At 44.5% G+C, this 15202-nt stretch carries 14 protein-coding genes and 1 pseudogene; 6 read left to right on the top strand and 9 right to left on the bottom strand.

Going from position 1 to position 15202, the window contains the following annotated elements:
• The 3 genes from KIH43_RS05745 to KIH43_RS05755 all read left to right on the top strand — a co-directional run.
• The coding region (locus KIH43_RS05745) for an efflux RND transporter permease subunit (RefSeq protein ID WP_297718674.1) at window positions 1-1859 on the top strand (1859 nt) is incomplete at its 5' end.
• A gap of 18 nt (window positions 1860-1877) precedes the next feature.
• The gene (locus KIH43_RS05750) at window positions 1878-2087 is read left to right on the top strand and encodes a DUF2892 domain-containing protein (protein ID WP_297718676.1); all 210 of its coding nucleotides are present in this window, start codon (window positions 1878-1880) and stop codon (window positions 2085-2087) included.
• A gap of 15 nt (window positions 2088-2102) precedes the next feature.
• Window positions 2103-3485, top strand: coding sequence for a TolC family protein (locus KIH43_RS05755; RefSeq protein ID WP_296968018.1), 1383 nt, complete (start codon window positions 2103-2105; stop codon window positions 3483-3485).
• 9 nt (window positions 3486-3494) lie between these two features.
• On the opposite strand, the gene KIH43_RS05760 is transcribed toward KIH43_RS05755, so the two are convergent.
• The 7 genes and pseudogenes from KIH43_RS05760 to KIH43_RS05790 all read right to left on the bottom strand — a co-directional run.
• A complete protein-coding gene (locus tag KIH43_RS05760) occupies window positions 3495-3818 on the bottom strand; it encodes a P-II family nitrogen regulator (protein ID WP_296968019.1) in 324 nt (107 codons plus the stop codon).
• Window positions 3815-6910 carry a CusA/CzcA family heavy metal efflux RND transporter gene (locus tag KIH43_RS05765; RefSeq protein WP_297718679.1) on the bottom strand — a complete coding sequence of 1032 codons (3096 nt, stop codon included), beginning with the start codon at window positions 6908-6910 and terminating at the stop codon, window positions 3815-3817. Before KIH43_RS05765 ends, KIH43_RS05760 begins: the two co-directional genes overlap by 4 nt.
• Window positions 6911-8260 carry an efflux RND transporter periplasmic adaptor subunit gene (locus KIH43_RS05770; protein ID WP_297718682.1) on the bottom strand — a complete coding sequence of 450 codons (1350 nt, stop codon included), beginning with the start codon at window positions 8258-8260 and terminating at the stop codon, window positions 6911-6913.
• Window positions 8257-9618, bottom strand: coding sequence for a TolC family protein (locus tag KIH43_RS05775; RefSeq protein ID WP_297718684.1), 1362 nt, complete (start codon window positions 9616-9618; stop codon window positions 8257-8259). Before KIH43_RS05775 ends, KIH43_RS05770 begins: the two co-directional genes overlap by 4 nt.
• A gap of 185 nt (window positions 9619-9803) precedes the next feature.
• The gene (locus KIH43_RS05780; protein WP_296968027.1) at window positions 9804-10163 is read right to left on the bottom strand and encodes a hypothetical protein; all 360 of its coding nucleotides are present in this window, start codon (window positions 10161-10163) and stop codon (window positions 9804-9806) included.
• A 142-nt stretch (window positions 10164-10305) separates the two neighbouring features.
• Window positions 10306-10815, bottom strand: a complete 510-nt coding sequence (locus KIH43_RS05785) for a universal stress protein (RefSeq protein ID WP_296968131.1) — start codon at window positions 10813-10815, stop codon at window positions 10306-10308.
• Between the two features lie 105 nt (window positions 10816-10920).
• Window positions 10921-11574, bottom strand: a pseudogene (locus KIH43_RS05790) (TerC family protein); the annotation flags it as partial.
• 124 nt (window positions 11575-11698) lie between these two features.
• Between KIH43_RS05790 and KIH43_RS05795 the strand changes: the two are divergent.
• The 3 genes from KIH43_RS05795 (at window position 11699) to KIH43_RS05805 (ending at window position 14470) form a co-directional block, all read left to right on the top strand.
• A complete protein-coding gene (locus tag KIH43_RS05795; RefSeq protein WP_296968029.1) occupies window positions 11699-12577 on the top strand; it encodes a LysR family transcriptional regulator in 879 nt (292 codons plus the stop codon).
• A gap of 64 nt (window positions 12578-12641) precedes the next feature.
• On the top strand, window positions 12642-13610 hold the full coding sequence (locus KIH43_RS05800) for a sodium-dependent bicarbonate transport family permease (protein ID WP_297718688.1): 969 nt from the start codon (window positions 12642-12644) through the stop codon (window positions 13608-13610).
• 17 nt (window positions 13611-13627) lie between these two features.
• The gene (locus KIH43_RS05805) at window positions 13628-14470 is read left to right on the top strand and encodes a DUF6671 family protein (protein ID WP_297718691.1); all 843 of its coding nucleotides are present in this window, start codon (window positions 13628-13630) and stop codon (window positions 14468-14470) included.
• Between the two features lie 10 nt (window positions 14471-14480).
• Here KIH43_RS05805 and KIH43_RS05810 read toward each other — a convergent pair whose 3' ends face one another.
• Both KIH43_RS05810 and KIH43_RS05815 read right to left on the bottom strand, forming a co-directional pair.
• Window positions 14481-14906, bottom strand: coding sequence for a thioesterase family protein (locus tag KIH43_RS05810; RefSeq protein ID WP_297718694.1), 426 nt, complete (start codon window positions 14904-14906; stop codon window positions 14481-14483).
• A gap of 58 nt (window positions 14907-14964) precedes the next feature.
• The coding region (locus tag KIH43_RS05815) for an alpha/beta hydrolase (RefSeq protein WP_297718697.1) at window positions 14965-15202 on the bottom strand (238 nt) is incomplete at its 5' end.

Raw genomic sequence — 15202 nt, forward strand, 5'->3', positions numbered from 1 at the left:
CTATTCTGGCTACCCTTACAGTGATTGCCGCTCTTCTGCCTATGGCTTTCATTAGCGGCCTCATGGGGCCCTACATGAGCCCAATTCCGATCAATTCGAGCATGGGCATGCTGCTTTCACTGGCAATCGCTTTCATGATTACCCCTTGGATGGCCGGGAAGTGGCTAGCAAAGCATTCTCAAACCCAAAATGCACACTTTGATCTTGCTCAGTGGATTAGTCCAACCTTCAAAAAAATATTCAACCCCCTGCTTAGCGAGCAATCTGGCAAAAAAAATAGAAAGCTTCTGGCGATCGGCGTCATTGGTGCGATTCTAGTATCGCTAGCATTACCAATGACAGGTTTAGTGGTCTTAAAAATGCTTCCTTTTGACAATAAGTCAGAATTCCAAGTGATTCTGGACATGCCACCAAACACCAAGATTGAGAAAACTTCAGAGGTTCTAAAAGAAATGGGGGATGCCCTTTCCAAATCACCTGAAGTGAGCAGTTACCAAATCTATGCGGGAACTTCAGCTCCCATTAACTTTAATGGGTTGGTGCGTCAGTATTACTTTAGACAAAGTCCTGCATTGGGGGATATCCAAGTTAACTTGGTTGATAAGCATCAACGCTCTGATAAAAGCCACACTATCGCCAGCCGCGTTAGACCTTCTCTAGAGGATATTGCAAAAAAATATAGCGGCAACGTTAAGGTTGTGGAAGTACCTCCAGGCCCACCCGTTCTCTCACCAATTGTGGCTGAAATTTATGGCCCTACTGCGCAGGGTAGACTAAGTGTCAGCAAATCGGTCAGGAACGCTCTTGAAAAAACCCCTGGAATAGTAGATATCGATGACAGCAGTATTGCTAAATCACCAAAACAGTTTCTCATTGTGGATCGACAAAAAGCGAGCTTGATGGGTGTTTCTCAGCAAGCGATCGTATCGACTTTAAGAGCAGGTTTATCGGGGGACAATGCCACATTTCTTCATGATGAGTCAAAGTATCCCGCGCCTATTGAAATTAGACTTCCAGAAAGTAAACAACAGCAATTAGGCGACCTTTTAAAGCTGACCATCAGAAACTCTCAAAGGGAAGCAGTTCCATTAAGTCAATTCGTTACGATTGTGGATGCAGAACGTGAACAAACCATCCACCACAAAGATTTACTTCCCGTAAGCTATGTCATTGGCGATACAGCAGGCAAGATTGATAGTCCTCTCTATGGCTTGTTTAAAGCGAGGTCTGAAGTTCAGCAAATCAAAGATCCTCATGGAAAAGAGGTTGAGGAGTACTTTACGAAAGCGCCTTCAGACCCATATCGCTCTTATGCCGTCAAATGGGATGGAGAATGGCAGGTCACGTACGAAACCTTTAGAGATATGGGGGCTGCTTATGCCGTTGGATTGGTGCTCATATATCTATTAGTAGTCGCACATTTCGGCTCCTACTTAACACCATTGGTCATTATGGCGCCCATTCCTCTCACCATTATTGGGGTCATGCCAGGGCATGCACTCCTAGGAGCACAATTTACTGCAACATCGATGATTGGCATGATTGCTCTAGCTGGCATTATCGTCAGAAACTCCATCCTGCTTGTCGACTTTATTAATCTGCAAATTGCAAAAGGCATTGCATTTAAAGATGCTGTCGTAGATGCTGCCATCACAAGGGCTCAACCGATTGCCCTTACTGGTCTTGCAGCAATGCTGGGAGCATTCTTCATTCTGGATGATCCAATCTTCAACGGTCTAGCTATTTCATTGATATTTGGAATACTAGTATCGACTGCTCTAACGCTCGTAGTCATTCCTTTGCTTTACTACTCTGCATATGCGCATCGCGTTAGCGCCATTCTGAAATCTATCCATTAATTCTCTAGGGAGTACATCATGACATCTTGGCAACTTGTTCGCATTATCGCTGGCACATTTATTCTTATCTCACTTGCTCTAGGTGCCCCAGCTAGCCCATGGTTCATTAGCGAATGGTTTTTGGCATTTACTGCTTTTGTTGGCGCTAATATCCTCCAAAGCGGCCTGACCAAATGGTGCCTTATGGAAAGTATCGTTCGCAAGCTCGGCCTAAAAGCTGGTGCATAAATGAAGAAAAAGTGTATGAATATCTTGAATTTAAAACCACTAGCTATCGCATCCATTGCATTGCTTGCAATTTCTAGTAACCCGGTTAACGCAACCAGTCTCATCGAGGTTTGGCGAGAAGCGCAAAATCGAGACCCCGAGTTCATAGCGAGTCGCTATGAACAAATGGCGGGAGAAAAGAGACGTGACCAAGGCACTTCTTTATGGCTGCCAAGCGTCAACTTAACCGCTCTTACAGGTAGCATGAGTCTAAACACCTCCACGACAGGCGCTCAATTCTATGCCCCTGGAATGGGAACAATCAATGGTGCTAATTTTAATACCTCAATCAATAATGGCTTTGTCAATCGATACGCTATCGGTGCAACTCAATCGGTATACAACCGTGAACGACTTGCACAAAGTCGGCAGCTAAATTATTCAGCAGATGCATCTGATCTCGGAGCGCAAGTAGCAAATCAAAATTTAATTTTGCTAGTTGCTGAACGATATTTGGATGTGCTCAGCGCACAAGAAGCTCTCAGGCTAATGAATAAGCAAGTCCTTGCCATAGAAAATACCCGTCAACAAATTGAAAAACGCTTTAAGCTCGGTGACGCAAGCCAGACAGACATGCAAGAGGCAAATGAGCGTCTCGATACTATAAAAGTTCGTGCTTTAGATGCGAAAAATAATCTGGTTGTGAAACAACTTGCCTTACAAGACTTGTTTGGTGGCCCCGTAAATATGGATAAGCTAAAAATCAACCTAAATTTAGCTCAAATGAAATTACCCGGTTTAGATACTTATGTCGGAAAATTAAAGTCTCAAAATATTCAATTGCAAATGCTTTCTGTTCAAGAAAAGGCCGCTAAAGAAGAGGCGGCAAAATATGAGGCAATTGCTTCACCCAAGCTTGACGCAATCGCCCAATCCTCTAAAGATAACTTGAATGGTTCGGGCAACTTTGGCGCTGCCAGCAACACCATCACTAATAACTATTTGGTTGGATTGCAACTCTCTATTCCGCTGTATACAGGCGGGTATCGCACCGCTAAACATGAAGAATCTCTCCTCATGGTAGAAAAAACCAAGGCGGAGTACAACAAAGCCGAACAGAACTTGGAGAGAACGATGAGATCAGTGTGGCAATCTCTCAATAGCGCAAAAGAAAAATTGACAGCCTTATCCAATGCTCAAAAGACTGGAGAAGCTCGACTGCAATCCACGCGCTTAGGCTATTCAAATGGCTCCAGAACTACTATGGAACTTCTTGGCGCTGAGAATGATCTTATCGCCAATGAATATGCTCTTTATATGGAGAAGGTTAATTATTTAATCAATCGCCTACGATTGGCTGCGCTTTCTGGCGAGATATCTGAACAAGATCTCTCACAGGTAAACGCTTACCTAAATTGAGCACGGCATTTAACCAGTTGTTTTTGCAATAAAAAAGGCTTTAGGGACTGGTGTACACCAAACTACACCATCACCCATTTGCCCCGTCTGGCATACGGAGACAATTTTATCCATCAGCACAGGCGCAATTTCGGCATTACAGACAATCTCAATGCGCACTTTTGCTGTGTAATCAGTCAACTCATCCCTAATCGTGGTTTTTGATGTCTTGGATGGAGCGCTACAGCCCTCCACTTTTGCCACCGTCATTCCCGGAAATCCAGGCGTATCCATGAGAGCAGCTCGCAGTATTGGTAATTTATTGGGGCGAATAACCGCCTTAACCTCCATCATGCTTCCACCTCTTTCTCTTCAAACCATCTATACAAGACTGGTAGTACCAATAACGTTAATGCCGTTGAAGTAATTAAACCCGCAATGACTACTGCAGCCAGTGGCCTGGTCACTTCAGATCCCGGCCCACCAGAAAACAACATTGGTACCAATGCCAACATCGCTACAGACGCTGTCATCATGACGGGCCTAAAGCGATGCCCACAACCATGCAGTAATGCCTCTTCCATGCTGTAGCCATCTTCTCTTAATTGCTTAATAAATGAAATCAAAACGACTCCATTCAAAACAGCAATACCCCAGAGATTAATAAAACCAACTGCTGCAGGCACTGAGAGGTACTCTCCGGTAATGAATAATCCAAATACCCCGCCGATAGAGGCAAATGGCAGAACCAAAATAATTAACCCCGCTAGGCGAATCGACTTAAACAACATAAACAATAAGAAGAATATAGCCAAAATAGTGAGCGGAATAATAATCATCAAACGTGCCATGGCTCTTTGCATGTTTTCAAATTGTCCACCCCATTGCAGGCTGTAACCTTGAGGAAGTTCTACATTTTTTGCAATGAGACTTTGCGCCTCCTTAACGAAGCCCCCAAGATCACGGCCTTCTACGTTAACACCGACCACCAATCTACGCTTTCCGGACTCTCTGGATATTTGTGCAGGGCCCTCTACTAAAGCAATGTCCGCAAGATCTCGCATCAGCACTTGCGCCCCTTCGGGTGAATGCAAAATAATATTTTCGATGGCGTCAATGTTATTTCTGTATGGCGCGGGGTAACGCAGCGTAAGGGGAAAGCGACGCTCTCCTTCGTACACAGTGCTAGCTTGCTTGCCACCAATTGCCGTTTCAATCACTTCATTCACATCGGAAACGTTAATTCCATAGCGGGCGATCGCATCGCGGTCAATTTTGATATTGAGATAATTTTGGCCAGACGCCTGCTCAATCCTCAAGTCGTTACTACCCTTCATCTTGGTGAGAATTTGCCCAATCTGAGATCCCAATTTTTGTAATGTCGCAAGATCGTCGCCAAAAATCTTGACCGCCACCTGAGAGCGCACTCCCGATACCATCTCATCCACCCTGGCTGCAATCGGTTGAGAAATCGCCAATTCAATACCAGGTAGCGTTTTGAGTTTTTCCCGAATTTGCTGAGCAATTTCTTCTTGGCTAAAGTCTCTATCGCCAAGCGGCTTTAGCGTCACGATCGGATCTGACTCATTGGGCTGCCCTGGATCAGCAGGTGATTCACCGCGACCAAGCCGAGATACAGCCATTTCAACACCAGGAATCGTCATGATGCGTTTGATGGCCTCAAACTCTAACTTGATTGACTCATCCAAGGAGATATTCGGCGCTCTGACAATCACGGGAGTAACCGAACCCTCTTGCATCACTGGGATAAATGATTTTCCTAAAAAGACGAAACCAACCAAGCTTAATACCAATGCAATCAGAGAACGTTTAATAACCACTTTTGGGTTACTTAAACTCCAATGTAGCCAGCGCTCGTATGGAGCGCGTAGTTTTTTGACAATCTTGGTGTCATCTTCGCTACCGCCTTTTAATATGTAAGAGCAAAGTACTGGGGACAAAGTAAAAGACAGAATCAGCGAAATTGCTAAAGCTATGGCAATCGTAATTGCCATAGGAGCAAACATTTTTCCTTCCATACCCTCTAGAGAAAGCAAAGGCATAAACACCAAAATAATGATGCCCACACCAAACAGCACTGGCTTACCTACCTCAGATGCTGCTTCCAAAATAATGCGGTTTTTTGATTCGCCTGACTTTAAGCGCTCACCCAATTTGGCGAAGGTGTTTTCAACGACAACGACTGAGCCATCGACCATAATGCCGATGGCAATCGCAAGACCGCCTAAGGACATGAGGTTAGCAGAGATACCGTAGCGATTCATCACCAAAAAGGTAAGTAACGGGGTCAATAAGAGGGTTGCCACCACAATCAATGATGAGCGCACGTCACCTAAGAACAAAAAGAGCAAAATAATGACAAGAATGACGCCCTCAACTAATACCTTGGCTACATTAAACATCGCCGCATTGACCAGATCAGTGCGATCATAAAAAGGCACGATTTGTAGGCCATCAGGCAATAGCTTGCCCTCATTGATTTCAGCAACCTTTAACTTAATTCGATTGACGACTTCACGGGCGTTACCACCACGTATCATTTGCACAATTCCAGCGACACTCTCGGTGTAGCCGTTTTTGATGGCAGCACCCTGTCTAATCTCGCTACCAATCCTGACCTCTGCCACATTCTTCACATAGATCGGGGTGCCCTTGACTTCTTTTAGGATAATTTTTCCGATATCTTCTGGTTTATTAATTAATCCAAGGCCGCGAATAAGATAACGCTCAGCATAAGTTGGTAGTTGGCCGCCACCTGAATTTGCATTATTTCTTGCAAGCGCTTGGTACACATCGTGCAAGCCAATCTGATAGTGACGCAATCTCTCTGGATTTACTAACACTTGATACTCTCTTGCATAGCCACCTTGAGTATTGATTTCGGCAACACCAGGTATAGAACGCAACATCGGTCTCACAATCCAATCTTGTACTGCACGGCGTTCAGATAGTTCATCCACCGTTAATTCACGATGACGATCAGAAGGGTGATCTAAGGTGTATTGATAGACCTCACCTAAGCCAGTAGATGGTGGCGCAAGTACTGGGGTGATACCTACTGGCATTTTGGACGCGACTTCAATCAAGCGCTCCGTGACCAGCTGCCTGGCAAAATAAATATTCGTACTTTCAGTAAACACTAAAGTAATGATCGACAAGCCGTTGCGATTGAGGGACCGCATTTCTACCAAGCCAGGTAGACCTGTCATGCCCAACTCAATTGGAATGGTGACGAAACGCTCGACTTCCTCTGGCGACTTACCCGGAGCTTCAGCAGCAACCTGCACTTGCACATTGGTTACGTCCGGAAATGCATCTACCGACAAGCGCTTAGTCGCAATCAATCCCGCCACCATCAAGACAATGGCAATAATGACAACGAGTAAACGCTGTTGCAGTGATAGACGAACGATTCTTTCGATCATTTAGCTACCACCACTTAACTGGCGCTTACGCTCCGTATTCAAGTGATAAGCCCCATCAATAGCTATCTCTTGACCCTCTTTTAATCCTGAAATCACCGGACGATAGCCTCTGCCTTCAGGACCTAACTTCACAGGAACCATGCGATAGAGATCATCATCTAAGCGCACAAATACATGGTCATGGTTATCTTCCCGCACTACTGCACTCATGGGCACAACCAACTTCTCAATGGGTTGACTCTCAATGAGCATCGTCGCTAACATGCCGGGCTTAATAAGCCCATCCTTGTTGGCCAATTCCATACGCACCACCACGGTACGTGTTTGTGGATTCACAATGGAATCTACGTGTGCCACCGTGCCTTCAATTTCCTGGTTACGTAATGCTGGAATAATTAATGACGCTTTTTGACCTTTGCGCAATAGGCTTGCATTGCTTTCAGGCACTTCGGCAATCGCCCATAAGGTACTAAGATCGGCAACCGTAAATAATGCATCTGATGGCTGTACCACCTGACCTTTATTAATTTTGCGCTCGACAATCTCACCAGGAATCGTGGCAATTACATTGTTAATCGATTCAATCACACCAGATTTTGCGAGGCGATCGATACTATCTTGGTTCATGCCTTGTACTCGCAACTGATCATTAGCAGCACGAAATTCCGCTTTTGCACTGCTAGCTTCCGCCTCTCTACGTTGCAATTCAGCCAGTGCAATCACATCTTCTTTAAATAATATTTTGGCGCGATTGGCTGCCTGATCTGCTAATTGACTTGCACTCTTTGCCTTGAGATATGCTAACTGTGACTGCGTGAGCTCAGTAGAAGTAATCTTTGCCAGCACATCACCTTGCTTTACGGTTTGGCCTGGTACCGCCAAAATTTCAGAAACCCGTCCAGTTACGTTGGCACCAATACGAGAGAGAAACAATTCGTTAAAGTCCACTCTTCCAGAGGTGCGGAGCTCTTCAATGAAAGGAGCAATTTGAACCTTTCCATCACCAATCATCTTGCGTAGATCCTGATTTACTTCCACAACGTTTGGATCTTGGACGGACTTGATAGGAGGGTTACGATCAAACACGTCAAAGTAATTGAGCGTAATGACTAACAAAACAACCCATGGGAAATAAAAGAGACTCCTTTTTAACCAATATGGTGAAAGGTCGTAACGCCCAACTAAGGCAGGTACATGGTTTGCAAGATAATCATGTGCTAGCTGATACCAATGATTTTGGGTTTGAATGACTTGATCAAACCATTCTTTTGTATAGCGCTTGGCTTTTCTCCAGAGCAGCTTGATCTGCACTCTTCCTTTTCTCAATAGGCTGGCAATTTCTGATTTCATTGCTTTCCACTTTCTATTTTGGCAAGCCACTCTGGACTCGCTCTCAATCGTTGAATTTCAGTGATGACTGAAGCCAAATCAAAGCGGGCTCTAATTAAGTCATTTCTCGCTGCTCGAAACGTTCTTTGTGCATCAAGGTATTCCAACATGCCTCGCTCTCCATAACGATAAGAGACTTCGGCAATTCTTTGGGCGCTGGCAGCGAGTTGCACTACCTCTTGATCGAGCACCTTAACCTGATAACTCGCCATTTGATAAAGCTTGTATGCAGTGGATAACTGCTGCTCCAAGTTTTGACTTTGGGCATTGAGTTGATTCTTGGCCTTTGAAGCGTTAGCTTCAGCTTCTGCTACTTGACCAATCTTAAAATCCCAAATGGGAATACTAATTTGGAGACCATAAAGTCGATCGGTAAAGTTAGGGTCATTGTATTGCGAAGCTTTGAAAGCCAACTTAGGCAAGCGCGCATTTTTTTCAAAACTGAGTTTTGATTCGCTTGCCTCAACATCGGCCTTCGCTTTTTGCAATTCAGGACTTTGCGCTTGTAGTTCAGCCAACAAATTATTGAGTGGAGGCAATACCTCAACTTTAAGCTGCTCATATACAACGCTAAAATTTTCAGGCAATGCATAACCAACCACCTGGCGCAGACCATTGCGAGCTTGTTCAATCTTTAATTTACTAGACTCAGCGGCAATTTGGGCATTTAGGAATTCGGTTTGTGCGCGGATTAATTCAAAACGCGCAGTTTCTCCTACGTCATATCTCACTTGCATGCGATCGCGGATCTGTTTTGTCAAACTCAGATCTTCTTCTGCCGCCTTAGCCTCTGCCTCGCGACGCATCAGCTCATAAAATCGTTGCTGCACCTTAGATATCGTTTCGATCTCAAATGCCACTCGAGTTGCTTCTGCAGAACGGTAATTTGCTTCAGCTGCATTTACCCTAGGGTAACGGTTGTAGGGCATATCTAACGGTTGCGTAACGGACCAAGACGAAACATTACCAACTGTTAGTGGACCTGTCGCAGATCTCTGTTGACCAGTAGCAACCTCAAACTCGGGGTTTGGAATTGCACGTGCAGTTGAGAGCTGCCCCCTCACCGCCTTAGATTGATCGCGCGCAGCCAATACCTGTGGACTAGATTCAAGCGCAAGCAAAATAAGCTCATTAACGTTGTAAGACTTTTGATTCTGAGCGCTGGCACTATTGACTGCCAAAGAAAAGCAAACCCAGAAAAACGCAAGACATTGCAAAAACTTCATACGTATCACTTTATACAAGTGAAAACGAAACTGCTCCCCTTTTTGGAGAAAAGCAAGGGCAACCACTCCCCAATTTGGGGCAGTGAGGCGCATAAATGTGCCTTTAAGGATGAAGGGGAATATCGCTCTTATTTTCATGAGTGTATTAAATGGTCTTGCCCTAGATGTCTACCTATATACCGGACTTTACAGTCGCCATGACGATATATAAGACCCATTGCTGGGCAGGCTACTCCCCGTTTATGGTTTTATTAGAGCACAACTTTTATAAATTGTTATTAAACATACACATGTCTCGACATACGGCCGTACTTTTGCGCCTTATGAAATATTTTTTGTACATGTTTATATACTTTTTTTAAGCCCATTTCTAAGGCAGTTCGTTTATCGCGTGCAGTCACACTAACTTCAATGGTTTGATGGTCAAAGGTTTGCAACTCAATTAAGCAATTTTGGTTGCATAAAGTTTTAGACTGGGGCACAGCAGAGTACCTAATCTTGATTTTTCTCACCAACCAAAATAGACGCTTGAGGGAGCACTTCACTCGATTTTCGGTGAAGGTTTTTAACTCTGGCTCTGCTAACTCTTTTGAATCCAATATGACATCCACAATAAACCTCCTTTGAAAGAACTTCATGTGTTCAATATAGTGATGCTTATATTCTTAATAAAGCAGAATTTATTTGATTATTATTCTGTTTTTTACTGAATTTAGATGAAAAAAATGCCCTCGCGAGGAGGGCTAACGGGAGTACCGCAAAACAGGACAGAATGCTCTTTTAATCAATCACCGCAGCAACCAAAGCTGTCGCGGCTCCTGCACCAAGAGCAGGAATGCCCCAGCGCTCTAGTGTTGGTATAGATTTACCGGTGACCACTTCTACTGGAATATCACTAATTTCCAACAATTTAGCTGTTGTGGAGTTTTCAAATAGGCGGCTGAGAGTGTTTTTCTTAGCAGATCCAATCACGATGCGACTACAACCTAAGCGCTGCGCCTCATCGCGCAGGGACTCACCTTTATCCCCGCTAACGTAAGTGAATGAAAAATTCACACCCGCTTTCTCTAAGAACTCCGCTGCGGATTTTGCTGCCGCTTTTGCGCGCTCTGCTTGCCACTCACTAATATCGGACTTACTAAAGTATTTACCAATATGACGATACAACTTCGGTTGTACGTTGCAGATATGAATCTCAGTATGAGCATCCTTACCGTAAACATTAACTGCATGTTTGAGTGCCAATAAAGCATTGTTTGAACCATCAACCGGAATGAGAACTTTATTCATTACATTACCTCCAAAGTTAGATGACTGCTGTTCAGGCAGCGTTTCAGATACCACAGGCTCTACTACAGCTGGCGCAATTTTCTCCTCCAGTGCCAACCTATTTCTAATGAATCCACCACTAAGAACTCCAATAATCACGAGGGCCTGGAAGGCGTATTCAAAGACAGGGTTTTTAAATACTTGCCACTCTTGCACCACAGGCTCTGAGGTGATCATCTTTGCAGCAGTCCAAGCCAAAACGCCCGCTCCCAAGTAGGTAATGGATGGGAAGCGTTCTACTAACTTTAAAATCTGCGTAGAACCCCAAATCACTACCGGGATACTGATGAGCAAGCCAAGGACCACAAGTACGTAACTGCCATGTGATGCGCCTGCGACAGCTAGCACGTTATCCAATCCCATCACAGCATCAGCAATCACAATCGTCTTCATCGCTCCCCAGAAGCTGGTAGAAGCATGATCATTTTCTCCATCGCCATCTTCGGAAGGATTAAGCAACTTGTAAGCAATCCAAACCAATAAAAGACCACCAATCAACATCAATCCTGGGATCTTGAGGAGATAGACTACTGCGAGAGTCATTGCGCTTCTCACTGCAATCGCACCAACGGCACCCCAAACAATGGCTTTTTTCTGTAAGTGCGCTGGCAAGTTTCTAGCAGCCATCGCAATGACGATGGCATTGTCACCCGCTAGTACCAAATCAATCACAATGATTGCCAGTAGCGCTGAAAAGAATTCCGGACTAAATAGTTCCACTTGATTAACCTCTCTTTGTTTTATGGCACCTAAATGCCATGGTTTTCGATGGGGTTAATTTACGGGGGTTTGTAATTAGGAAAAAGCAGATATATATTGATAATAATTTCGTAAAAAACTGAATATGACAAACTCCTACAACTATCGCCATCTCTATTACTTCTGGGTAGTAGCCAAAGAGGGCAGCATGTCCAAGGCAGCAGAGCGCCTTGATATGGCCATTCAAACGATTAGCGCCCAAGTCCACGAACTTGAGAAATCGCTCGGGTATATGCTGTTTAAGCCGGCAGGACGGGGCATTACCCTAACGGATTCAGGCTATGCCGCACTCAAAATCGCTGATCAGATCTTCTCCCTAGGAGAAAAACTCCCCGAGGCAGTAAGGGATGCTGCTAAATCTCCCAAAACCAAAATTACTGTTGGTGTATCCGATGGTTTACCAAAACTGGTCACGAGGCAATTGCTTGATCCAGTGCTCAAGCTAAAAGATGTGCAACTCATTGCGCATGAGGGAGAGTTTGAAGATCTCCTAGCCGACCTAGCATTGCATCGCCTCGATATTGTGTTGGCTGATCGCCCTGCACCAAACAATAAAAACCTCAATGTCTACAGCGAACAACTCACAAAATCTTCCATTGCATGGTTCTGTCCAAAAGTATTTTTAAAGGGCGCCAAAAAGAAATTTCCAGAATGCCTTAGGGAGCTACCCATTCTGTTGCCAACATCACATTCAACCGTACGTCTCTTGATTGATCAGTGGTTTAGCAAGCATGGCATCACACCCAACATTGTGGGTGAGTTCGAGGACAGCGCGCTACTTAAAACCTTTGCCGCCAGTGGGCTGGGCGCATTTCCGGCTGGAAAACTGATTGAAAAAGATCTGAAAGAAACCTATGGCATAGAACTACTAGGTGACTGCGAAGATATTTATGAATACTTTTACGCCATCCGCTCTGAGAAAAAAATTGGGCACCCACTAGTCGAGGCCATCATCAAACAATGAGTGATGCAATCTATCATCTACTTAAAGGGATAGAGATTTTGTCAAATGAACCTAGAGCAAAACCATGACTAATTTTCTTGACCCCGCCATACTCTTTTTTATCTTTGGGGTTTTTGCAGGAAGTGTGAAATCCAATCTGGAGATCCCTCCGCAGATATCCCGATTCTTATCACTCTATCTTTTGATGGCGCTCGGCCTTAAGGGTGGATTCGCTCTTCATAAATCGGGCTTTACTAATGAGATTGCCCTCTCATTAGGCTTGGCGGTTTTTCTGGCCATCATCATCCCACTGATAGGTTATCTATTACTGAGAAGGTATTTAAGTGCATTTGATGCTGCAGCCATCGCCGCCACTTATGGATCTGTTAGTGCGGTTACGTTTATTACCGCGACTCAATATCTAGATCAATTTCACATTAACTATGGTGGACACATGGCAGCGGCCATGGCCCTGATGGAATCTCCTGCGATAATTTTGGCGATCGTATTGGCTAATAAAGCCAGAGCCTATCAGTCCAAAAAATCCAATACAGCACATGAGGCCACTAGCGTCTCTACCATCTTGCATGAATCTTTTACTGATGGTGCACAGCTGCTTTTGCTAGGATCCATGCTAGTGGCTCTGGTTAGCGGCGATTCTGGACAAAAGCTTATGGCGCCTTTTTCTATTGACCTATTCAAGGGCATGCTGGCATTTTTCTTGCTTGATATGGGTCTGATGGCAGCACGTAACATTCAGGGCTTAAGAGGTAAGCCACCCATTACTCTGCTCTACGCTATCGCCGCACCTTTATCACACGCATTATTCGCTCTATTTCTTTGCAAACTCATTGGTCTGCCACTGGGCAATACCATTTTGTTGATGGTTCTCGCTTCAAGCGCATCCTATATCGCCGTTCCAGCCGTATTGCGCCACGCCCTGCCAGAAGTCAATCCTGCTTTGTATATGGGAATGTCGCTAGGCATCACCTTTCCATTCAATATCATTCTGGGAATCCCGCTGTATGCCATGTTGGCAACACATTTTTTATAAAAGTCTGTAATTGAGTAATGAGTATCTTTGCACAGCGCACAGTCAGTCTACTTACTAAGCATGGCAAAGAAGAGGTGATCAGACCTCTTCTCTTAAATGAATTTGGCTGCAATGTGCTACAAACCGACGCCTATGACACAGATCTATTGGGTACGTTTACGCAGGAAATTCCAAGATACGGTTCTCAATTAGATGCTGTGCGTAAGAAAGCAAAGGTGGGTATGGAATTGCTGGATCTGGATTTAGGGGTTGCGAATGAAGGCGCCTTTGTAAGCGACCCCTATAGCGGCATGACTGCTTGGAATAATGAGTTAGTCATACTCATTGATCAAAAACATGGCCTTGAAATTACGGGATTCTCAGGAGCTCCTGCACAAAGCGATAACGCCTCTGTGAGTCACTATGAGGAGCTGATTCAATTTGCCGATTCCGCTCTTTTTCCTTCACATTATTTAGTGATTAAACCCACCGATGAATATCACCCAGAATCCGTCAAGGGCATTGCTGACTTTGAAGGCCTAAAGAAAGCGTTTGATTGGGCTCAATCACTGTCTACTAACGGCAAAGTCTATGTCGAGAATGATCTGCGTGCTTTCGCAAACCCGACGCGCATGAGCAATATTCAGAAAGCAACTGCAAATCTAGTCGATAAGATGAAATCCTTGTGTCCTCAATGCCAAAAACCAGGATTTTGGATTCGCGATATTCAGCGCGGTCTTCCTTGCAATGCTTGTGGATTAGCAACTGATGAAGAGATAGCCAAAATTTGGACTTGCATGCAATGCAACCACGAGGAAACTCACGGCATGAAAGTTTTACGCTTTGCTAACCCCTCAAGGTGTCGCCACTGCAACCCCTGACCCTCTGTAATTAGGCGGCCTTAATCATTTTTTGTCGCAAACGCTCATCAAACTTCGCCCTATCGATGAGATATCTTTCATGTCGACCTTTGGCAATGACATCAACGCCATCATGTGCTTCTACAGAAAACACTAACTTCTTCCCATCGATGGCTACTAGCTCTACATTTGCTGTGACAGTCAATCCTGGGGGTGTTGCCGCTTGATGAGTCACATCAATATGCGTACCCACTGTTTGCTCGCGCGGCCAATCTAGATGCGGATTAATGGCCTTGATACATGCCCACTCTAAAAAGCCCACCATAAAACCGGTAGCAAAAACTTCAGGCATCACTATAAATTCCGGAGCCTCTGGGTAGAGTGAAGGCACGGTTTTAGAGGGTGGCACCAAATATGAATGTTGATAAGTAAGACCAACCTTTAATGAATCTTTCATTTTCTACCCCCTAAATACGGCTACCAATATTTTTTAACGAATGGATTTTGGATGAATGCTATTGAAGTTGACGTGAACGCAAAAATTGCAGGTAGAGATCTGCAATTTCTTTAGGCTTTTCTAGCATGACTAAATGTGCGACATCCTTTAACTCATAAGAGGCGTGATTGGGGAACTTCTTGTCAACGCGCTTTCTACCAGAAATATTAAATACGCCATCTTCTTTACCCCATGTAATAAATGTTGGCTTCTTTGAATCAGGTGCACTTTCTAAGACCTGTCTCTTATACACATCT

Origin of the sequence: Polynucleobacter sp. (assembly GCF_018500155.2) — a bacterium.
In the GTDB taxonomy this organism is placed as follows: Bacteria; Pseudomonadota; Gammaproteobacteria; order Burkholderiales; family Burkholderiaceae; genus Polynucleobacter.

Bases quoted from the DNA above. Each gene is read 5' to 3' on its own strand.
- KIH43_RS05750 (WP_297718676.1), top strand. From the start codon at position 1,878: ATGACATCTTGGCAACTTGTTCGCATTATCGCTGGCACATTTATTCTT.
- KIH43_RS05755 (WP_296968018.1), top strand. From the start codon at position 2,103: ATGAATATCTTGAATTTAAAACCACTAGCTATCGCATCCATTGCATTG.
- KIH43_RS05760 (WP_296968019.1), bottom strand. From the start codon at position 3,818: ATGATGGAGGTTAAGGCGGTTATTCGCCCCAATAAATTACCAATACTG.
- KIH43_RS05765 (WP_297718679.1), bottom strand. From the start codon at position 6,910: ATGATCGAAAGAATCGTTCGTCTATCACTGCAACAGCGTTTACTCGTT.
- KIH43_RS05770 (WP_297718682.1), bottom strand. From the start codon at position 8,260: ATGAAATCAGAAATTGCCAGCCTATTGAGAAAAGGAAGAGTGCAGATC.
- KIH43_RS05775 (WP_297718684.1), bottom strand. From the start codon at position 9,618: ATGCGCCTCACTGCCCCAAATTGGGGAGTGGTTGCCCTTGCTTTTCTC.
- KIH43_RS05780 (WP_296968027.1), bottom strand. From the start codon at position 10,163: ATGAAGTTCTTTCAAAGGAGGTTTATTGTGGATGTCATATTGGATTCA.
- KIH43_RS05785 (WP_296968131.1), bottom strand. From the start codon at position 10,815: ATGAATAAAGTTCTCATTCCGGTTGATGGTTCAAACAATGCTTTATTG.
- KIH43_RS05795 (WP_296968029.1), top strand. From the start codon at position 11,699: ATGACAAACTCCTACAACTATCGCCATCTCTATTACTTCTGGGTAGTA.
- KIH43_RS05800 (WP_297718688.1), top strand. From the start codon at position 12,642: ATGACTAATTTTCTTGACCCCGCCATACTCTTTTTTATCTTTGGGGTT.
- KIH43_RS05805 (WP_297718691.1), top strand. From the start codon at position 13,628: ATGAGTATCTTTGCACAGCGCACAGTCAGTCTACTTACTAAGCATGGC.
- KIH43_RS05810 (WP_297718694.1), bottom strand. From the start codon at position 14,906: ATGAAAGATTCATTAAAGGTTGGTCTTACTTATCAACATTCATATTTG.